Annotated in this window: 18 protein-coding genes; 7 read left to right on the top strand and 11 right to left on the bottom strand. The window is 68.2% G+C overall.

Features of this window, described 5'->3' with window-relative positions:
* Positions 1–132: 132 nt before the first annotated feature.
* Both ACX114_RS11360 and ACX114_RS11355 read left to right on the top strand, forming a co-directional pair.
* Positions 133–1,716, top strand: coding sequence for an amidohydrolase family protein (locus ACX114_RS11360; RefSeq protein WP_459297497.1), 1,584 nt, complete (start codon positions 133–135; stop codon positions 1,714–1,716).
* Positions 1,717–1,803: 87 nt separating this feature from the next.
* Positions 1,804–3,207: a hypothetical protein gene (locus ACX114_RS11355; RefSeq protein ID WP_459297495.1), complete on the top strand. Its 1,404-nt coding sequence runs from the start codon at positions 1,804–1,806 to the stop codon at positions 3,205–3,207.
* 72 nt (positions 3,208–3,279) lie between these two features.
* Here ACX114_RS11355 and ACX114_RS11350 read toward each other — a convergent pair whose 3' ends face one another.
* Positions 3,280–3,615, bottom strand: coding sequence for a hypothetical protein (locus ACX114_RS11350; RefSeq protein WP_459297493.1), 336 nt, complete (start codon positions 3,613–3,615; stop codon positions 3,280–3,282).
* A gap of 126 nt (positions 3,616–3,741) precedes the next feature.
* Positions 3,742–4,038: a J domain-containing protein gene (locus ACX114_RS11345; protein WP_459297491.1), complete on the bottom strand. Its 297-nt coding sequence runs from the start codon at positions 4,036–4,038 to the stop codon at positions 3,742–3,744.
* Between the two features lie 232 nt (positions 4,039–4,270).
* Between ACX114_RS11345 and ACX114_RS11340 the strand changes: the two genes are divergently transcribed.
* Entirely contained in the window at positions 4,271–5,827 is a 1,557-nt protein-coding gene (locus ACX114_RS11340) for a hypothetical protein (protein WP_459297489.1), read from the top strand.
* A gap of 65 nt (positions 5,828–5,892) precedes the next feature.
* On the opposite strand, the gene ACX114_RS11335 is transcribed toward ACX114_RS11340, so the two are convergent.
* The 4 genes from ACX114_RS11335 to ACX114_RS11320 all read right to left on the bottom strand — a co-directional run bounded on the left by ACX114_RS11335 (position 5,893) and on the right by ACX114_RS11320 (position 9,353).
* Entirely contained in the window at positions 5,893–6,438 is a 546-nt protein-coding gene (locus ACX114_RS11335; RefSeq protein ID WP_459297487.1) for an ester cyclase, read from the bottom strand.
* Positions 6,439–6,488: 50 nt separating this feature from the next.
* The gene (locus tag ACX114_RS11330) at positions 6,489–7,415 is read right to left on the bottom strand and encodes a TolB family protein (protein WP_459297485.1); all 927 of its coding nucleotides are present in this window, start codon (positions 7,413–7,415) and stop codon (positions 6,489–6,491) included.
* A 103-nt stretch (positions 7,416–7,518) separates the two neighbouring features.
* Positions 7,519–8,304, bottom strand: coding sequence for a LytR/AlgR family response regulator transcription factor (locus ACX114_RS11325; RefSeq protein ID WP_459297483.1), 786 nt, complete (start codon positions 8,302–8,304; stop codon positions 7,519–7,521).
* Positions 8,301–9,353, bottom strand: coding sequence for a sensor histidine kinase (locus ACX114_RS11320; protein WP_459297481.1), 1,053 nt, complete (start codon positions 9,351–9,353; stop codon positions 8,301–8,303). Before ACX114_RS11320 ends, ACX114_RS11325 begins: the two co-directional genes overlap by 4 nt.
* A 38-nt stretch (positions 9,354–9,391) precedes the next feature.
* Here ACX114_RS11320 and ACX114_RS11315 point away from each other — a divergent pair, with 38 nt between their 5' ends.
* Positions 9,392–10,456 carry a hypothetical protein gene (locus ACX114_RS11315; protein ID WP_459297479.1) on the top strand — a complete coding sequence of 355 codons (1,065 nt, stop codon included), beginning with the start codon at positions 9,392–9,394 and terminating at the stop codon, positions 10,454–10,456.
* 18 nt (positions 10,457–10,474) lie between these two features.
* On the opposite strand, the gene ACX114_RS11310 is transcribed toward ACX114_RS11315, so the two are convergent.
* From ACX114_RS11310 to ACX114_RS11295, 4 genes are all read right to left on the bottom strand, one after another.
* Complete coding sequence (locus ACX114_RS11310) at positions 10,475–11,122, bottom strand: hypothetical protein (protein WP_459297477.1); 648 nt, start codon at positions 11,120–11,122, stop codon at positions 10,475–10,477.
* Between the two features lie 67 nt (positions 11,123–11,189).
* Entirely contained in the window at positions 11,190–12,845 is a 1,656-nt protein-coding gene (locus ACX114_RS11305) for an endonuclease/exonuclease/phosphatase family protein (RefSeq protein ID WP_459297475.1), read from the bottom strand.
* 158 nt (positions 12,846–13,003) lie between these two features.
* Positions 13,004–14,437, bottom strand: a complete 1,434-nt coding sequence (locus ACX114_RS11300) for an aldehyde dehydrogenase family protein (protein ID WP_459297473.1) — start codon at positions 14,435–14,437, stop codon at positions 13,004–13,006.
* A 33-nt stretch (positions 14,438–14,470) separates the two neighbouring features.
* Complete coding sequence (locus ACX114_RS11295; protein ID WP_459297471.1) at positions 14,471–16,102, bottom strand: acetolactate synthase large subunit; 1,632 nt, start codon at positions 16,100–16,102, stop codon at positions 14,471–14,473.
* Between the two features lie 102 nt (positions 16,103–16,204).
* On the opposite strand from ACX114_RS11295, the gene ACX114_RS11290 reads away from it, so the two are divergent.
* Together ACX114_RS11290 and ACX114_RS11285 are read left to right on the top strand one after the other, a co-directional pair.
* Positions 16,205–17,089: a LysR substrate-binding domain-containing protein gene (locus ACX114_RS11290; RefSeq protein ID WP_459297469.1), complete on the top strand. Its 885-nt coding sequence runs from the start codon at positions 16,205–16,207 to the stop codon at positions 17,087–17,089.
* Between the two features lie 251 nt (positions 17,090–17,340).
* Complete coding sequence (locus ACX114_RS11285; RefSeq protein WP_459297467.1) at positions 17,341–17,826, top strand: hypothetical protein; 486 nt, start codon at positions 17,341–17,343, stop codon at positions 17,824–17,826.
* Here the strand turns inward: ACX114_RS11285 and ACX114_RS11280 are convergent.
* Entirely contained in the window at positions 17,823–18,233 is a 411-nt protein-coding gene (locus tag ACX114_RS11280) for an MAPEG family protein (RefSeq protein WP_459297465.1), read from the bottom strand. The genes ACX114_RS11285 and ACX114_RS11280 overlap by 4 nt on opposite strands.
* Positions 18,234–18,352: 119 nt before the next feature.
* Here ACX114_RS11280 and ACX114_RS11275 point away from each other — a divergent pair, with 119 nt between their 5' ends.
* Positions 18,353–18,943, top strand: coding sequence for a biotin transporter BioY (locus tag ACX114_RS11275; protein WP_459297463.1), 591 nt, complete (start codon positions 18,353–18,355; stop codon positions 18,941–18,943).
* Positions 18,944–19,276: the final 333 nt, after the last annotated feature.

Raw genomic sequence — 19,276 nt, 5'->3', positions numbered from 1 at the left:
CGGTCATTCGCGGCGAAAGAGCCACACCGGAGCGGGCGCGGGGCGACGCCCTTGGCGCCTCCCTTCCCCACCCTGCCCTGCCCCATCCCTAACTTCAAATCCCTGAGGTCCTTGCGCCACGGGAGGCGAGCCATGAACACCGGAGCATCCGAGCCCACCGACGCCATCCCCCGCTACGTGCTGGAAGGCCGGGTGGTGACGCTCAACTCCCGGGACGAGGTGATTGAACGGGGGCGCGTCCTCATCCGTGGCAGCCGCATCGTCGCGGTCGAGCCGTCGGGCGGCCCCCTCCCCGAGGCCTTCCGGAACGCGCCCAGAATCGACACCGGTGGGACGCTGTATCCGGGGCTCATCGACCTGCACAACCACTTCGTCTACGACGTGCTCACGTTGTGGCGGGTGCCGAAGCGCTACCTCAACCGCACCCAGTGGCCGCGCCACGCGGAGTACGCCACGCGCATCTCGCTGCCCATCCGCGTGCTCGCCGGCCACGCGCCTTCGGCCCGCGCCGTCGTCCGCTACATCGAGGCCAAGGCGCTGCTCGCGGGCACGACCACCGGCCAGGGCATCCGCACCCGTGTGTCCGGCGGAGAGGCCCTCTTCCGGGGCGCCATGCGCAACGTCGAGGAACCGCGCGACGACCACCTGCCCGCGGGCAGCACCCGCGTGATGGACCTGCATGACGACGCGGAGGACATCGAAGCCTTCCGCGAGGCCCTGAAGTCCCGCGCCGCGTACTTCTACCACCTGGGCGAAGGCGTGGATGACTATGCCCACCGCCGCTACGTCGACCTGGCGGACCATGACCTCGTCCAGCCTTCACTGATTGGCATCCACAGTCTGGGATTGCAGCGCCCGGACCTGGACCGGATGGCCACCATGGGCGCCAAGGTCGTGTGGTCTCCCTTCAGCAACCTGCTGCTGTATGGACAGACATTGCATATCGCGGACCTGCTTGGCGCGGGCGTGACGTTCTCATTGGGCTGTGACTGGTCCCCCACCGGCAGCAAGAACCTCCTCCAGGAGCTGAAGGTCGCCCGCCACGAAGCAGAGCGGCAGGGCGTGTCCCTGTCCTCCAAGACCCTGGTGCGCTCGGTGACGGCGGACGCCGCCCGCGTCACGGGCTGGCAGACCCAGTTGGGCACGCTCCGGGCCAACGCGCTCGCGGACCTGCTGGTCATCGCGGGCACGGACGGCGACCCCTATGACGCGTTGATCTCCGCCACGGAGAAAGAGGTGCGCCTGGTCATCGTGGATGGCGTTGCCCGCTACGGGGACCGCGCGCTGATGGAAGCCCTCGCCTTCGACCCGGGCCATCCCGCCGAGCCCTGGACCGTCGGCGGCGTCGAGAAGGCCTTCTCCCTGTGGGCGGGTGACTCCCCGCTCAACGACGTGGGCTTCGACGCGGCCCGCGTCCTCCTCGAGGAGGCCATGGCGGACCTGCCGGACTTCCGGCACCGGATGGACCGCGAGGAGCGCGAACTGCTGCGCCCCGGCGAGCCCAGGCCCTTCGAGCTCGTGCTCGACAATGAGCCGCAGGACGTCTTCGCCACCGGCCCCGAGGCCTCCGGGTTCCTCACCGACCTGGACCGGGTGGCCGGACGCATCATGCTCGACACGCCCACCGTGGGCGGGCCGGACTACTGGGAGCTGCTGTCCGCGCAGGTCAACCTGGATGACACGCTGAAACAGCAACTGAGGTCGGACTACGCGTGAAGGGTGCCCGCGCCAGGAAATAAATGCCCCTGACGGCGTAACCCCGGTGCAACGGCGGCACCGGACAGACCGGAAGGGACATCTCGAATGAATCACAGCGTGCGGAAGGCGGCGTGGGCGGCACTGGCCGCGAGCGCCCTGCTCCTGGGTGGCGGAGCCTGCGGAGGCGACGACGGCGCCCCTGACGACACCCCGTCCCCGGACGGAGGGACGCAGCCGGACGCGGGGACGGTTCCCGATGCCGGAGCGAAGCTCCCCGCGGAGGAGGGCCGGGCGCTGGCGGTGTCCAATGGCGGCCTCATCCTGGTGGGCTCCACCGAGGCGAACCTGGCCACCACGGGCGTGGACCTGCTCGTGCGGCGCTACAAGGCGTCGGGCGAGGTGGACACGTCGTTCGGCACGCAGGGCTCCGTGGTGCTCGACTTCGACGGTCCCGCCAAGGGCCCCATCTCCGGTCAGCGGGAACAGGACGACCGCGCGGACACGGTGGCGGTGCTCGCGGATGGCAGCATCCTGGTCGCGGGCTTCGCCCGGGGCGGCACCAAGACGGACTCGCGCGACTTCGCGGTGGTGAAGCTCCAGCCCAATGGCCAGCTGGACACCGGCTTCAACAAGACGGGCAAGTCCCGGCTGCACTTCGGCGAGGAGGGCTCGGTCAACTTCGTGGGCACCGTCCGGAGCATCCTGCCCCTGGCGGACGGCCGCTTCTACGTCGGCGGCTTCCTGACCAAGTCGGACGGACTCGACGAGGACTTCGCGCTGCTGCGCTACAACGCGGACGGCTCGCTCGACACGACGTTCAAGTCCGCAGGCAGCCCATCCGGCAGCTGGATTGGCGGCGCGTACACGGATGCCGAATCCGTGCAGGGCATGGTGCTCCAGGGCTCCAACGTCGTCCTGGCCGGGGGTGACCACTTCGCGGCCGTGCGCATCACCGCCAGCGGCAGCCAGGACATGACCTTCGGGACCGGCGGCATCGCGAAGAGCGAGGACGGCCAGGCTCACGCGCTGGTGGCGCGGCCCAACGGCGGCCTCCTGCTCGCGGGCGAACGGCAGGACGTGAAGGTCGGCGGTGAAGCGCACGGCGTGCTCAAGCTCGTGGCGTACACAGCGGACGGCAAGCCGGACGTCACCTTCGGCCCCGCGGGCGTGCGGGAGCTCACCGCGCCCGCGGGAGTGCTCGACGTGGTGGACGTCAGCGGCCTTCGCATCCAGGCGGATGGGAAGATCCTCGTCTTCGCGGACGTGTACGCGAAGCCCGTGCTCTTCCGGCTGCTGGCCAACGGTGACCTGGACACGTCCTTCGGCACGGACGGCATGGTGCGCTGGCCGGAGACGCAGCTGGCGGTGCCGCTGTTCATCCGCTCCACCACCGGACCGAAGCTGGCCATCCTGGGCGACCGGGCCTTCGTCACGGACGCGAACGTCTACACGCCCGGGTACTTCCCCAGCGAGAACGCGTACGTGCTGCTCAAGAGCACGGGGCTGTAGTCCCCAAGGCAAGAAGCCCGGCCTCCCTCGCGGGCGCCGGGCTTCCTGGACAGACGCAAGGCCTTGAAAGGCCTAGCAGGTCTTGTTGTAGAGGGCGATGCAGTTATCGATCCGCTGCTGGCGGGTGCACTTGCCGTTGTCCTTGCAGACACCGATGTCCGTGCCAGGCCACTTACAGTACAGGAGCGTGACCCAGCAGTTGGGGCCCATCGCCGAGACCTCGGACGGCGACTCCATCGACGCGAGCGGCTCGTCCGACGACGTCAGCGGGTCGTGGTCCAGGATGATCTGCTGACCGGACTCGGTGGAGATCATCTCGGCGTTGTCGGACGGGTAGTCCTCCACGCCCGTACCACATCCCACCAGCGGAACCGCGGCCAGCATGAGTCCCAGGAGCAGCTTCTTCATGGTTGGTCTTTCTTTCGGTCAGTCGGGGACGCCCGAAGGGACGCACCGCGTGGATGGACCCCATCCACAGACACTAACGCTACATTCAAGAACAAACCGAACAAACTGGATTTCTTACTGACATGCTCAATGCATTCGCACCTTCACGCTCATGCGCCCCCTGGGGATGTTCAGCTCGCACCTGGGAGCGGAAGTGGAGGGAGTGACGCGAACCTCCTCTCGGTTCCTGGCGTCGTAGCGCTGGCGCTTCGCCGCGTCGCCCAGCTCGTCGTAGGCGGCCTGGACGCGGAGGAAGTGTTCCGTGGACTCCGGCCGGGGATCCCGGTCTGGGTGGTAACGGCTCACCTGCCGCAGGTAGGCGCGCCGGATGTCGTGTGCGTCCGCTGTCCTCGCCACGCCAAGCACCGCGTACAGGTCCGCCATGCACCGGAAACTGGAAACGGTGCGCGCTCAGGCAAACGGGCCGGGAGGCGCAAGCATCCGTCCGCTTGTGACGCTTCACGCCATGAACAGACGCCTTCGCCACATCAAATCCTCACATCCCAAGAACACTGGGTCGCGAAATACCGTGTATTTACATTTTCCTGACTTTACCGCTATCCATTCATTGTCTTTTCGACACGACAGGTGACCCATGTGGAAGCGAAGTGAAGTCATGCGGCGGACGCTGTTGACCTTGACGCTGCTGGCTGGGGGACACGCGCTGGCCCAAGACAATTCGAGCGGTGGGCGCGCGGTGCTCATCTCCGGCGGCACGTGGACGGCGCTGGACGCCGCGTCCGAAGCGGGGTTCCTCACGCAGTATCAGCATGCCCATGGCGTGTCCGTCCTGCCGACGCCGGACGGACTCTGGCGGGAGACGCTGCCCGCGGGCTACCTGGATGGCTCGGACCTGGTGCTGGTGGACGCGACGGACGAGAGCACCCAGGCGCTGGATGACGGCGTCCCCCTGGCGGACATTCTGCGCGAGGTGGTGGGGACCGAGGGCCAGGTGCTGAGCCCTGGCACGGCGGTGGGCGACGCAGCCCTCAAGCCGCAAGGCGCGCGGCTCGTGCTGGTGCTGCCCGCCGGGACGCTGGATGAGCTGTTCCCGGAGAACGGCGCGGTGGACGTGGAGTCCCTGCTCCAGCTCGATCCCGAGCGCGTGCTGGACGTCCGCCCGCAGGCCCCCTGCGAGGGCAAGTGCAGCGGCTTGCTCGACGCCACGCAGGTCGTCGCCATGCCCATCGACACGGGCGCCGAGGTGCCGCTTCCCGCGCGGGTGCTCGCGAACGAGCCCCCGGACACCGCGCCCCAGCCGATCCGCAATCGGGGGGGCGTGTGGTTCGCGTCGGTCGCGGAGGCGGAAGACGGCACGCTCATGCGCGCGGAGGCTGGCTCCGGCGGAGACCTCTACCAGTGGACCGCCACCCGTCCGAACGGCCAGCGCTGGTTCCTGGGTGAAACCACCACGAGCGCGGTGGAGTTCACCCTGCCCACGGACCTGGCCCAGGAGACGCTCATGCTGAGCGCCACCGCCTTCCGCTGGAATCCCTTCCGCCAGACCTGGGGGGCGGCGAAGAAGGAGCTTCCGGGGACCCACAACCACCCGAACCCGGGCCTCAGCTACGTGGGCGTCATTCCGGAGGGCAAGACCTGTCCGAACCCGGCCGACCTGCTCACCTTCCACATGGACGACGAGGACCACAACAACGAGAACTCGCGCGGCGGCTGGATTGGCGGCATCACCAGCACCGACAACACCACCTGGCGTTTCTGCCGTGTGGATGCGTCCAAGTTCAAGCCGCTGTCGCATGACAGCATCCGCCAGAACCACTACGCGGTGCTGGCGCTGGGCTCGTGCCCGGCGGGCTCATCTCCGTTCGCGCGCTATTTCGACAATGAGGACAACAACAACAACAACTGGGCCAGCGCCAACTGGGTCTGGTGGCCGAACGCATCGAGCAACAACACCACGCTCGTGTTCTGCGTGTTCCGTGGAGCGCCCTCCTCTGTCTCGACCATGAGCGCCATGCCCGACGTGGGCTTCAGCTACGGCGTCTTCGCCGCGGAGGACTTCAGCAAGCGGCTGGCGACAGGCTGGGTCTACACGGACGACGAGGACGGCGGCAACGACAACAGCATCACCGACTCGCATGGCCAGCTCACGGACGTGTCCCGCTTCATGGGCCTGAGCAATAACACCAGCGTGCGTCTGGCGAAGGTCCGCTAGCCACGGGCCTGGCGGCAGAGCGCGCAAGCCAGATGGGCTCGCGCGCCTGCCGCATGAGGCCTGCGTCAGTCATTGAAGACGGGCGGAGTCGTCTGGGTGAGGATGGGCACCGGCTTGTCGCCAGACATCGCCAGCAGGCCCTTGAGGCACCGCGCGGCGAGCAGCCAGTTCTTCGGGTTCTTCATGTCCAGCCCACCGACGAGCTGTTTGAGGATGCTGAGCGTGTCGAAGTAGACGCGCTCGCACACCAGCGTCTCCGTTTCATCGAAGATGAAGTACGCCGACATGCGCACCCGGAACGTGTTGCCCGTGGCGGGAATCTGCCCCAGCGGCCCCAGGTGGGTGCCCATGAGCCAGAACTCCACGATGACGGCGTCATCGCTGTGCCGCAGCGAGATGATCTCGTGGTGCTGGTCCGGGAACGCCACGCGGGTGTCGCGGTAGTAGTCGCGCACCGCGCTGTTCCCGTCGTGCACCGTCAGGGTAGGGATGAGCTCGTAATGCGGATGCGGGAAGGTGGACAGGACGGAGTCCCAGTCCTGTCTCACCTCGTCGTGGAAATGGGCCAACACCAGCTTCTGTCGTGCCTTGCGGACCTGCTCTGTGAGCATGCCCTACCCCACCACGCCAGGGGCTGTGTGGCAATTCCTGGCGTACGCCGTCAGCGCCAGAGGCAGCGCGTGTCCAGGTGGTAGAAATCCGAGGGCACGAACGGATCCCACGTCTGCCGCACGAAGTAGAGCTGGCCCAGGTCACGGCTCAGCGTGGGGTGGAACTCATCCTTCTCCGTGTTCACGGCAGGGCCCAGGTTGGCGGCGGGCGTCCAGGTGCCCGCGACGTTGAAGCTCACGTACAGGTCCCCCAGCCCGTAGCCTCCGGGGCGGTTGAGCGAGGCGAAGACGAGCACCCGCCCATCCGGGGACACCCAGGGGTTGTACTCCCACGAGTCCGGGCTGTTCACCGCGGGGCCCAGGTTCTCCGGCGCGGTGTAGTGATTGCCCTGCCGCCGGACGCGGTACATGTCGAAGTCCGTGTCGAACGTGCCGCTCGCGAAGTACACCGTCCCGTCGCGCGTCACGCTGGCGTACAGCTCCTCCCTGGGTGAGTTCACGAGCGGCCCCAGGTGCTCGGGGGTTCCCCAGCCGTCGCGGACGCGGTGCACGACCCAGAGGTCGGTGTCCGGGCGCTCGGCGCCTCCGTTCACGGGGCGGGTGGAGGAGAAGAAGAGGCTCTGCCCATCCGGAGACAGGAACGGATCCGAGTCCTTGTACGTCCCCGAGAACGACACCACCTCACCGGGCCCCCAGTGGCCGTTCTTCAGCCGGGTCACGTGGATGGCCTGGTACGGCGGCGTGTCCGAGTCGACGTGGTAGTAGGCCGTCTTCCCGTCCGCGGACAGCGCGAGCCGGTACTCCGAGCGCTCCTCCAGCGAGATCTCCTCCGGCGCGAAGAGGCTGCCGCCCGGCTCGCACCGGGGCCGCGAGCCGAACGCGAGCTCCGGCTCCAACTCCTGGGCCCCCGCGGCACCAGACACCACGGAGACGGCGAGGAGGACGTTCATCGACCACTGCCTGGCGAAACGACGCATGTGCATCTCCTTTGTTGAAGCCACCGTCGCCCGGCGGCGGCGAAGGGGTCCAAGGAGATGTGACGAACCGTGGAGGGTCAGGGACGAACGGTGGAAGGCGGCCTCACGTGGACAGCTCCAGCGCGCGTTGCACCTGCGCGCGGTAGCTGCGGCCCGACGTCAGCCGGGTGCCATCCCGCAGGACGAACACGAACTCACCGGGGGGAAGCGGCTCCACCTCCTCGATGCGATCCAAGCGCACGATGAACGAGCGGTGCGCGCGCAGGAACTGCCTGGGGTCGAGCTTCTCCTCCAGCGCCGCCATCGTCTCGCGCGTGAGATGCGACTGCTTCCCCACGTGCACGGCGACGTAGTTCCCCTCCGCCACCAGGTAGTCGATGTCCTCCACCGGCAGGAAGCGCATGCGCCACCCCACCCGGGCCACGAGCCGCGTCACGTAGCGCGCGGGCGCGGCGGAGGGCTGGGCGGCGAGCGACTGGAGCCGTTCGAGCAGCGCCGCGTCCAGGGAGGACGGAACGGTCCGCCGCCGGTCGCGCGCACGCTCCAGGCTGGCGCGGAAGCGCTCACGGTCGAAGGGCTTGAGCAGGTAGTCGAGCGCGTTGGCCTCGAATGCCTGCACCGCGAAGTCCCGGTGGGCCGTGACGAAGATGACGGCGGGCGCATGTCCGGGGGCGAGCGCCCGGAGGACGCCGAAGCCGTCCGGCCCGGGCATCTCCACGTCCAGCAGCACGAGGTCCGGACGCTCGGAGCCGATGGCCGCGATGGCCTCGTGGCCGTTGCGGCACTCCCCCACCAGTTGCATGTCGGGGGCCTCCGCCAGCAGGTCCTTCAGGCGCTGACGGGCGAGCGGCTCGTCATCGACGATGAGCACGCGCAGGGCGGCGCTCATGGGGAGGGCTCCGTGCGGAAGGGAATGGCGAGCGCCACCGTGGTGCCACCGCCCACCGCGTCCCGGAGCTCCAGCCGGTGGGCACCGCCATACAGCTGCGCCAGGCGCTCGCGGGTGATGCGCAGGCCCCGGCCGCCGCGCACGCCCTGGGAGAGGTCCGCCGGACGCTCCTTGAGGCCCACGCCGTCGTCGCGGACCTCCAGGTGGAGCTCCGGCCCTTCACGCCGCGCGACCAGCGTCACCGTCCCCGGCTCCGAGCCTGGAGCGATGCCATGCTGGATGGCGTTCTCCACGAGCGGCTGGAGGACGAGATGCGGGACGTGGACCCCGAGCGCGTCCTGCGCGATGTCGTGCTTCACCGTGAGCCGGTCCGCGAAGCGCACCCCCTGGATGTCCAGGTAGGGCTGGAGCGAGCGCAGCTCCTCCTGGAGCGGCACCACCTCCGTGCCCGCGGCTTCGAGCGTGCCCCGGAGCAGGTCGCTCAGCCGCGCGATCATCCGTTCGCTCCCGTCCGGGTCGCGATGCACGAGCGCGGAGATGGAGTTCAGCGTGTTGAAGAGGAAGTGGGGGTGGAGCTGCGCCTTGAGCGCATGCAACTGCGCGCGGGCCAGCTGGGCGTCCCGCAGGTGGAGCAGGTCCGCGTAATGGACGGCGTGCGCCACACCCAGCACGGTCAGATAGACGAACGGGTTGGAAAGCAGCGCGTGCTCGAGCACGTCCACGAAGGGAGGACGCTGCGCGTACCAGCCGACCCAGGGGTCCAGGGAGAAGATCAGCGCCGCGCGGATGAACGAGACTGCGAGCGCTCCGGCCACGTGGAGCGCGACCCGCGACGTCACCTGCCGCCGCTCCAGTGGGAAGCGCAGCCCGAACTCGACGATGGCGATGGTGAGGGGCACCCAGAGGAGGTGGGCCACCATCGACGTGAGCAGCGCATGTCCCCATTCCATCCCACCCACGGAGTGGGATTCGCTCGCGGCCGCCAGGCCGGCCAGCGACCAGTAGGCGGATGCGACTGCCCATCCCTGCCAGGTTCCACGACGTGCCATGACGCCGCACTCTACGCCTGGCCTATGCTCCCAACGCCATGTCGATCCTCTACGCGGTGCCCCCCATCGGCAATTCGACCAACGCCCAGAAGGGCCCGACGTGCTGGTACTACGCGGCCAAGATGGTGGCCCGCTGCCATGAGCCCTGGCCCCCCGCCGGCCAGAAGTGGATTTCGCTGATCCGGAAGATCAGCACCTTCATCGCCGCCAACAACCAGAACCTGAACAACCTGGGCGATCAGGAGCTACTGCTCGCGCACAAGGGTTTCATGGGCTCGGCCATGAACAAGGACAAGGTGCAGCTCAACTCCGCGCTGAGTCAGACGGGGTTCAAGGCGCTGGAGCCCGCCTACAAGTGGGATCTCCTACCGGACGCCATGTTCAACCCCATGAACGCGAAGCTGGTGCCCACGCCCAGCTTCATCCGGCCGCAGGACATGCCGTTGCCGCCCGGCATCAAGGGTTCCCTCAGTCAGCTTGAAGGCAGACAGTTCGATGGGCTGGACGAAATCCTCCAGGTCCTGACCGGGCAGCACGGTGAAAAGGACATCCGCTTCTACCGCAGCCAGATTGAAAGCAGCTTCGTCTCCACCAAGAAGCACAGCGCCCAGGAGGTCGAGGCGTCCCTGCAACAATTCATGGACTGGAAGAAGCAGGGTTTCGCCCGCGGATACCTGCTGACGATGCTGGGCTTCAAGGGCCTGGACAAGCTGACGACGATGGCGATCCTGGGGAGCACCAGCAAGCTCGACGTCTTCATGAAGGAGCATGGCCCGCTCTGGTGTGGCTCTCCACTCAGCATGGGAGCGGTCGACAGCGCCACGGTGCACAACTACACGGGCTCGGTCGGGTTCGCCGCCTACAAGTGCCCGTTGGTCCCGACGACAGGTGCGGCCACGCACGCCATCGCCCTCTGTGGAGTCAGCATCAAGAAGGACTGCATCTACTACCGCGATCCCAACTTCAGCAGTCACGTCTTCTTCACGGACTTCAACGCGTTCACGTCTGCCTTCGGGTCGGTCCTCAAGGATCCGAACGTCGGCCTGATGTATTACGTGAAGAACGCCAACGGAGGGACCACCTGCCAGCAGTTGGCGAATTGAGTTCCCTCCGAGAGCAGCTCACCGCGCCTTCGTCTTGAGCGGGACGACCTGGAACTTCGACTGGACGTACTCGAGGGTACCCAGGTCCTTGCCGTAAGCGGAGCTCGGCTCATCCACATACGACGTGATGCGGATGACCCGGCCCTTCCGGGGCAGGTGGTAGGCCAGGATGGAGCCACCCCAGTCATTGAGGTCCTTCCTGCTCAGTCCGGGCTTGCCCTTGGGAGCGATGAGGCCCGCGTTGTCATAGAGCTGGATGGCCTTTTCGAGTGGCACCTCCAGGGCGTCCTTTTCGAGCGTCCAGCCCGACTTGTCGCACCGGTAGACCGCCGTGTTGACCACGGAGGCCCCAGTGCCCACGAGCGCCAGGTGGTAGCCCTCCGGGTTCTTGAAGAGGGCGGCCTCGAAGGTCGTGCCGGAGTCGTCTTCCGTGGACATGTAGCCATTGGGCACGTCCCGGACCTTCCACGTCTGACCCACGGCCTCCTCCGCGAAGTACATGTCGGAGTCATCCACCGAGTCGTCCTTCGGCGCGGGCTTCACGGCCGTCTTGAGGTGTGCCGCCAGGTTCTGGACCGCGGTCTCGATGTTGGTGGTGGCACACGCCGGCTTCGCGGGAGGTGCCGAAGCCAGCGACAGGAGGACGACAGCCTTCAAGAGCATCACGGCGGATTCCTTTCACGAGGACATGCCCGGGCCCGGCGCACTCTATCGCCGCCCCTGCCCGGCCGCTTCACACCTTCGCCGGGTTTACGTCCGCGTAGGTGTCGTACTCCCACGCGCCCTCGTAGTCCTCCGGACGGCGCTCCAGGAGACGCCATGCATCGGCGACCTTCAGGAGCTGGGCGCGAAGGCCGGGAGCCAGGCTCCAAGCCTGGGGGTTCTGCTCGGTCGCGTTCAGCAACCGGGTGCACTCCTCCCGCCGGAACCCCGCCACTCCGGCCAGCTTCTCCATCGGCTCCGGCACCGTCACCGTGAAGAGAGGATGGCTCAGTTCGCTTGGCGAGACCGTCTGCGCGTAGTTCGCCCGGATGCGGTCGCGCAGCTCCGCGCAAAGCCGGCTCAAGGCAACCTGCTCCTCCTGGTTCAGCGGGGCCTTCATCACCTCCTGGATGAGGGAGGGCATCAGCTTGTGCAGGTCGAGGACGGCCTTGTTGTGCAGCATCTGGACCTCCATCCGCACCTGTTCCACCTGACGACGGTCGCTGGCCAGGTCCGCCTGGAAGCTCCGTGTCTGTTCACTTTCCAGGTCGGAGCTGAACATGCCTCCCACCGGCGCGTGGTCGCTGACGCGCGACCACCACGTCAGGGCATGGTGGTTGGGGTCCGAAATCAGGGGCATGGCGCGCGGGCTGAGGAGGTGCGCGCGCGAGTATTCGAACCACGGCGTGGCGATGAAGAAGTCCGCTCGCTTGTTGACCGCGAGCTGCCCTCCGAAGAGTTCCCAGGAATCGCCCAGCTTGCCTGTCTCGACCTTCAACGTCGTCGTCTTGTGCGACAGGACCGACATGTTCGTCGCGGACACCGGGACGATGGGCCGCAGCTTCAACTCCTCCAACGCCGTGCGGAACAACTGCTCCACGCCCCGAGACGTCGGGTTGCTGTTGTGGAACACCGACGATTCCTCGTCCAGATAGAAGTCTCCCGCGAGGATCCACGCCTCGTCGGGCTTCATGACGTGCTCGAGGAAGTCCTTGATCTGTTTGAACTCCCCCTGACGCCCAAGCTTCTTGCCGCTCGGCGACGTGTGGACGACGCCAAGCCGCACCACCACCTCCCCCACGTGAAGGGTGTAGACGATGATGGGCCGGTAGGGGGGAAGCCAGACATTGAGGGCGCTGACGTTGACCTGGTACGCCTCGGAGGTGTTCGTCCAACCCGACCGGACCTCCAGGGGCTTGGTCCACTGGATGTCGCCTGGCGGCAGGAGCTTGCGCCCATCGTAGGCCTGGACATCGGCCACCGTGACCCGCTGCTGACCGGCACGCATCACGATGGGGTAGTACTCGTATTGGGCCGCGATGACGTCCACGCCCCCCTCCACCAGGGTGCGCCCCATGCGATTTTCCAGATGGTTCACGTTCACCATCTGCGGCCCCTTCGTGACGAGGAGCCCCCCGGTCAGGGGCGCCAGGAGCTCCTCCTTGTTGACCTCCTGAAGCACGACGACGTCCAGCCACGGGTTCTTGTCGAACAGCCGCTGGAGCGAGGCGACCTTCGCCTTCTGCTTCTGCGTGTGGTTGACGTTCCAGGTCGCCACCCCCAGGTCAATGGGCAGCAGCCTGCGACGCTTCTCCGGGCGCGAGGGCAGGTCGAAGGGAACGCCTACGTCGCTCGTCTCCCGCTTGCCGAGGATGCTGGGCACGGGAAGCGGCGGGAACAGTCTCAAGGGAGCCTTCGTGGAATCGAAGGACCCGCACTGAGTGCACCGTGGCGTGCCTTGCCGACTTCCCACTCCCCACGAGTACTGAAAACCACAGCTCGTGCACTTTCGCATGCCGGCCTCCGGGCCCCCACATCAAACCCAGACTATCGAAAGCGGGAGGTTCATGTCTGCCGAAGCACCAGCAGCCGCACTTCCGTCATGTCCTCGATGGCGTACTTCACGCCCTCGCGTCCCAGCCCGGAGCCCTTCACGCCACCGTAGGGCATGGTGTCGACGCGGAAGCTGGGCACGTCACCGACGACGACTCCGCCCACCTCCAGTTCATCCCAGGCCCGCATCGCCCGGGACAGGTCCTGGGTGAAGAGGCCTGCCTGGAGGCCGTAACGGCTGTCATTCACCCGGTGCAGGGCCTCGTCGAAGTCTCGGAACGGCTGGAGCAGCACCACCGGACCGAAGGCCTCCTCCGCGCACAGCGCCGCGTCCTCCGGGACGCCCTCCAGCACGGTGGCTTCGAGCAGCGCACCGCGCCGCCCGCCGCCCGTCAACACCCGGGCCCCTCGCTCCACGGCCTGTTGAATCCATCCCTCCAGCCGCCGCGCGGCGGGCTCGTCAATCAGCGGCCCGAGCGTGGTGGAGTCATCCCGGGGATTGCCCGCGCGCAGGGCCTTCGCCCTCTCGACGAGCTTCTCCCGCAGGGCGTCGTACAGCGACTCGTGCGCGAGCACGCGCTGCACCGAGATGCAACTCTGCCCCGCCTGGAAGAAGGCTCCCTGGGCGATGCGGTCCGCGACGAAGTCCAGGCGCCCGGCCTGATCCGCGTCCACCACGCAGGCCGCGTTGCCGCCCAACTCCAGCACCACCTTCTTGCGGCCGGCGCGGGCCTTCAAATCCCAGCCCACCTTCTCCGAGCCGGTGAACGACAACAGCTTCAGCCGGTCGTCCTCGATGAAGGGCCCCACGTCCTCCAGGCGCGTGGGCAGCACGGAGAAGGCGCCTTCGGGCAGCGCTGTCTCCGCGAGCACCTCCGCCATGAGCAGCGCGCTCACCGGCGTGCGGTCCGACGGCTTGAGCACGAAGGGGCAGCCCGCGGCGATGGCGGGCGCCACCTTGTGCGCCACCAGGTTGAGCGGGAAGTTGAACGGCGTGATGAAGGAGCACGGCCCCACCGGCACGCGCTGGGTGAAGCCCCGGTAGCCCGCCGCGCGCTGAGACACCTCCAGGTTCAGGACCTCGCCGCCGCCGCGCACCGCCTCCTCCGCGGCCGCCTTGAAGGTCTCGATGAGCCGGACGACCTCTGCTCGCGCGTCGCGCAGCGGCTTGCCCGCCTCGATGCAGAGGGCGAGCGCGAACTCCTCCGCCCGCTCCTGGAAGCGGCGCACGCAGTGCTCCAGCACCTGCTGCCGGGCATACGGCGCCAGCTTGCGCATGGGCCCCGCCGCTCGCACCGCCGCGGCGATGGCCTCCTCCACGGCGGATGCGTCCGCGATGGCGACTCGCGTGACGACCTCCCCGGTGTACTTGTCGGTGACGGGCAGCTCCGCGTTGGGCTGCATGGGCCGGTTGGCCAGGTAGTACGGGTAGCGCTCAGCCAGCATGGCGTTCCTCTCCTTCGCGTGTGTGCCCATGGCTCACGACTCCACCAGGGGACCGGCACCGAGCGCCCGCGCGGTGTCCGTGTAATCAATGGGCAGGTCGATGACGTGCACGCCGCCCGACTCCAGGCAGCGCGTGAGCGTGGCGCCGAACTCGGTGGCGCTCGCCGGGCGGTGGCCTCGTGCGCCGTAGGCCTCCGCGTAGCGGACGAAGTCCGGGTTGCCCAACGTCATCCCATAATCGGGCAGGCCCATCTCCTCCTGCTTCCAGCGGATCATCCCGTAGGCGTCGTCTCGGACGACAATCACGGTCAGGTCCAGCTTCAGGCGCACCGCCGTCTCCAGCTCCTGCGAGTTCATCATGAACCCGCCGTCACCGCAGACGGCCACCACCTTGCGACGCGGGTGCACGAGCTTCGCGGCGATGGCGGATGGCAGGCCCGCGCCCATCGTCGCGAGCGCGTTGTCGAGCAGCAGCGTGTTGGGCCGACGGCAGCGGTAGTAGCGGGCGAACCACAGCTTGTACATGCCGTTGTCCAGGCACACGACGCCGTCATCCGGCATGGCGCGGCGCACCTCCGCGACCAGCCGCGCGGGGTAGATGGGGAAGCGGTCGTCCGCGGCGCCACTGACGAACTGCGCGTCGAGTCCCGCGCGCGACTTCTCGAAGGGCGTGAAGTCCCAGTGCGAGCGCGGGCCCACGCCCTCCGCGATGCGCCACACGGCGTTCGCCAGGTCTCCCGTCACCTGCACCTGCGGGAAGTACACGGGGTCGACCTCCGCCGAGGAGAAGTTCAGGTGGATGACCGTGCGGCGGCCGTCGCGCATGACGAACGGGGGCTTCTCGATGACGTCATGGCCCACGTTGAGGATGCAGTCCGAGGCCTCGATGGCGCGGTGGACGAAGTCGCCGTCGGACAGCGCGGCGGTGCCCATCCACAAGGGATGTGTTTCATCCACCACGCCCTTGCCCATCTGCGTGCTGAAGAAGGGCAGCCCCACCCGGTCCACGAAGGCGCGGAGCATCTCCGACGTCAGCTTGCGGTTGGCCCCCGCGCCAATCATCAGCAGCGGACGGCGGGCCGACGCGAGCGCGTCCACCGCCTGGGCGATGGAGGCCTCATCCGCCACCGGCCTTCGCGCCACACCCGGCGACAGGGGCAGCGCTTCGGTGGACTCGCGCGCCACGTCCTCGGGCAACTCCAGATGGGTGGCGCCGGGGCGCTCCTCCTCCGCGCGGCGGAAGGCTTCACGCACCGCCGAGGGCACGTGCTCCGCGGACACGAGCGTGCGGGTCGACTTGGTGAGCGGCCGCATCATCCCGACGACGTCGACAATCTGGAAGTGCCCCTGCTTGCTCACCTTGATGGGCTTCTGGCCGGTGAGCATCACCATGGGCATGGCGCCGAGCTGCGCGTACGCGGCCGCGGTGACGAGGTTGGTGGCCCCCGGTCCCAGCGTCGCCAGACACACGCCCGCGCGTCCTGTGAGCCGTCCCTGCGTGGCGGCCATGAACCCGGCCGCCTGCTCGTGCCGGGTGACGATGAGGCGCATGCCGGCGGTGCGCATGGACTCCAGCAGGTCCAGGTTCTCCTCGCCGGGGAGTCCGTAGACACAGCGCACGCCCTCCGCTTCGAGCGCCTTCACGAACAGATCCGATGCCTTCATGGGGTGCCTCTCCTTCGGTGACGAGGAAGATGTACCCAGGGGGCTCGATTCGTACATTCGTCTGTTTTCATCGGGGCGATAGATGCCGTCTATGATGGCGCCATGGAGCTCCGACACCTCCGCTACTTCTCCGCCGTCGCGGACGCGCTGCACTTCGGGCGCGCCGCGCGGCGGTTGCACGTCTCCCAGCCCACGCTGTCGCACCAGATCCACCAGCTGGAGGAGGAGGTCGGAACCCCGCTCTTCGAGAGGGCTCGCACCGGGGTGCGGCTCACGCAGGCCGGGGAGCTGTTCCGCACCTATGCCTCCCGCGCGCTGGAGGACGTGAACGCGGGCCTGTCCGCGGTGGGCGCGCTGCGAGGGCTCGCCACAGGGGCGCTGCGCGTGGGCTATCCCCCGAGCATGCGCGGCCTCGTGCTGCCGGCGCTGACGGCGGTGCTGCGCAGACATCCCGGGCTGGCGCTGAGCGCGCAGGAGGCCGTGGTCCGGAAGCTGGAGCGGCAGCTCGCGGACGGAAGGCTGGACGTGGGGTTGGGCTATGCGCCCGCGCGGCTGGCGGACCTGGACGCGGAGCCCGTCTTCGACAGCCGGCTCGCGCTCGTCGTCGCGCGGGGGCATGCGCTGGCGGCCGCGGAGTCCGTGGGGATGAAGCTGCTCGCGGAGGAGCCCTTCGCGCTCCTGTCACGCGGCCTGCGCGTGCGCGCCCGCGTGGACGCGCACTTCGCGGCGATGCGGTTCGCGCCTCGCATCGCGCTCGAATCGAACGCGGTGGCCACCGTGCTGGCCATCGTCCGCGCGGGCCTTGCCGTCACGGTGCTTCCGGAGCCGCGGCTCGCGGACGCGGAGCGGCTGGTGGTGAAGCGGCTGTCCCCCGCGCCCCGCTCGGAGCTGGCGGCGCTCCTCTGGCGCAAGGGCGCGCCGCGCACACCCGCGGCGGAGCTGTTCGCGGCGGAGGTCCGCGCGCGGGCAAAGGAAGACGTGGGTTAGACATTGGGAAACTGAGAGAACAAGGAATCCATACTATCCAGAAATGACCCGTGTCTTGGCCGGTTGGGGCAATGGCTGTCATTGCCAGTGAGACGCACCCTTCGGTTCAAGGCGGGCACAGCCATCCATGTCCGTCCGGCCGGATTTCCCCATGTGTGGGGAGCCAGTGCTTCCTGTCCCCGGATGGCGGCGTGCCCAGGTGAACCATGGCGAACATCGGCAAATCCCTTGTGGGTGTGGCCTCGTGTGCGTTGTTCCTCGGTGCTTGCGGTCCCCTTCCGGAGGGTGAGGAGCTCGACGGCTCCGTTCCCGGGGAGGCCGAGGTCCTGGACGACACCCAATCCGAGGAGCCCCGGCGCGTGGAGGCGCAGACGCTCGCGGGAGACCTGGGGACCGCCATGGGCGTTCCGGTCGCGACCTATCCCACGAGCTGCACGGCGAGCAATCAGTGGGCGACGACGTGCCGCTCGGGCTCGTCGCGAGACGTCTCCTGGGTGTGGCGGGTGCCCGAGACGGCGACCTATTCGTTCAGCACGAGGAACTCCAACTTCGACACCATCATGGAGATCCGGAACTACAAGGCCACGAACGAGGTCCTGAAGTGCAACGACGACTCGGGCGACCTCTTGACGTCCGGCATCACCCTCACGCTCATCAAGGGCACCCAGTTGCTCATCATCGTCGAGGGCTACGAGGGTGAGTGCGGCAACGTCCACCTGAACATCGCCAAGCGTTAGCCCCAGGGCCTCAGCCAGAGCACCCAACCCGCGAGGCCCAACTGCACGACCAGGGTCAGCGTCGCGCCAACCGCCTGGATGGGGTTGGTGCGGAGCATTCCGACGGCATGCGCCAGGCGCGCCACGAGCAGCGCACCACCGAAGACATGGAGCGCCGTCGAGTTCCCACCGCTCAGCTCCGCCAGCAGCAGCAGGATGAGCGCCAGGGGGACCTGCTCGACGTTGTTGCCATGCGCGCGGATGGCGGACCCGAGGCCGGCATGGCCTCCGTCGCCCCGGAACACCTTGAGCTTCGTGCGGACCATGCTGACGTTGATGGAGAGCGCCAGCGTGAGGAAGGCGTTGAGCGCGGCGTAGAGCGAGGTGACAGGGACCAGGGAGAGCGTGCCGAGCAGGGGGTTCGTCAAAGCGAAGGCCTCCAACCACGAGAAGGCTGAGACGCTAGCCGTTTCATGACGCCTGTGGGCGGCTCATGCACCGCGCGGGAAGCCTTGCACCGGCGTACGTCCTCACCGAGCATCGGCCCGTGTCTCCCCTCCCCTCTTCGTCGGCCGGCGTCCTGGCGGACCGCTTCGTGCGCACGCGCGCACAGGAAGCCGCGCTCGTCCTGGGCGCGGCGCTGTTCACCGCGCTGCTCGCCCAGGTCGCCATCTCCGTGCCGGGGTCACCGGTGCCCATCACGGGGCAGACGCTCGCGGTCGTCCTCACGGCGGCGGCGCTCGGGGCGGGGCGGGGTCTGGCGGCACAGGCCGCCTATCTCCTGCTGGGCGCGGTGGGACTGCCCTTCTTCGCGAAGGGCGCCAGCGGATGGGGAGCGCTCACCGGGCCCACCGGTGGCTTCCTGGTGGGCTTCCTCCCCGCCGCGTTCCTCGTGGGACTCGCCGCGCGCCACGGATACGACCGGCGGTGGTGGACGGCGGTTCCGCTCTTCCTCGCGGGCCAGCTCCTGGTCCTGCTCATCGGCGTGTGCTGGCTCCAGGCGAAGGCCGGGCTCGACTTCGCCACCGCCTTCCAGAAGGGCTTCGCTCCCTTCGTCCCCGGCGGACTGCTCAAGGCCGTCATCGCGGGACTGCTCATGTCCCTCGCCTGGAAGCTCGCGCGGCCTCGCGCGCCCTGACGCGGCGCGGCCGTGACCACCGGGGTGCCGTCAGCTCTTGCGCGAGCGCTTCTCGCAGGATGCCCGCCAGTTGGGCCACGGGCTCGCTCGGCTCCCGTTCGGCCCTGAGCAGGTACACCGGAATGCTCCCCAGCGCGGGCAAGCCCGAGGGGCCGGGCTCCAGCACGGCCAGCGTCGAGTGAGCACCCCACGGAGGCCGTCTGGTGCGCCGAAGCGGCGAGTGGAAACGTGGACCTCGGCGACTCCCTCGGCATGACACTCGCGAAGGACGGAAAGGCGCTCCGGGTGGAGTGGGAGCGGCCTGCCTTCGAGGTGGGCCTGATGTCCCGCGCG

The sequence above is a fragment of the Corallococcus sp. M7 genome (assembly GCF_054512695.1).
The sequence above is the reverse complement of the archived record's forward strand: the minus strand, read 5'-3'. Positions and strand labels throughout refer to the sequence as shown.

Excerpts from the sequence above, each read along its gene's own strand:
- ACX114_RS11360 (WP_459297497.1), top strand. The coding sequence starts at position 133 with ATGAACACCGGAGCATCCGAGCCCACCGACGCCATCCCCCGCTACGTG.
- ACX114_RS11355 (WP_459297495.1), top strand. The coding sequence starts at position 1,804 with ATGAATCACAGCGTGCGGAAGGCGGCGTGGGCGGCACTGGCCGCGAGC.
- ACX114_RS11350 (WP_459297493.1), bottom strand. The coding sequence starts at position 3,615 with ATGAAGAAGCTGCTCCTGGGACTCATGCTGGCCGCGGTTCCGCTGGTG.
- ACX114_RS11345 (WP_459297491.1), bottom strand. The coding sequence starts at position 4,038 with ATGGCGGACCTGTACGCGGTGCTTGGCGTGGCGAGGACAGCGGACGCA.
- ACX114_RS11340 (WP_459297489.1), top strand. The coding sequence starts at position 4,271 with ATGCGGCGGACGCTGTTGACCTTGACGCTGCTGGCTGGGGGACACGCG.
- ACX114_RS11335 (WP_459297487.1), bottom strand. The coding sequence starts at position 6,438 with ATGCTCACAGAGCAGGTCCGCAAGGCACGACAGAAGCTGGTGTTGGCC.
- ACX114_RS11330 (WP_459297485.1), bottom strand. The coding sequence starts at position 7,415 with ATGCGTCGTTTCGCCAGGCAGTGGTCGATGAACGTCCTCCTCGCCGTC.
- ACX114_RS11325 (WP_459297483.1), bottom strand. The coding sequence starts at position 8,304 with ATGAGCGCCGCCCTGCGCGTGCTCATCGTCGATGACGAGCCGCTCGCC.
- ACX114_RS11320 (WP_459297481.1), bottom strand. The coding sequence starts at position 9,353 with ATGGCACGTCGTGGAACCTGGCAGGGATGGGCAGTCGCATCCGCCTAC.
- ACX114_RS11315 (WP_459297479.1), top strand. The coding sequence starts at position 9,392 with ATGTCGATCCTCTACGCGGTGCCCCCCATCGGCAATTCGACCAACGCC.
- ACX114_RS11300 (WP_459297473.1), bottom strand. The coding sequence starts at position 14,437 with ATGCTGGCTGAGCGCTACCCGTACTACCTGGCCAACCGGCCCATGCAG.
- ACX114_RS11295 (WP_459297471.1), bottom strand. The coding sequence starts at position 16,102 with ATGAAGGCATCGGATCTGTTCGTGAAGGCGCTCGAAGCGGAGGGCGTG.
- ACX114_RS11290 (WP_459297469.1), top strand. The coding sequence starts at position 16,205 with ATGGAGCTCCGACACCTCCGCTACTTCTCCGCCGTCGCGGACGCGCTG.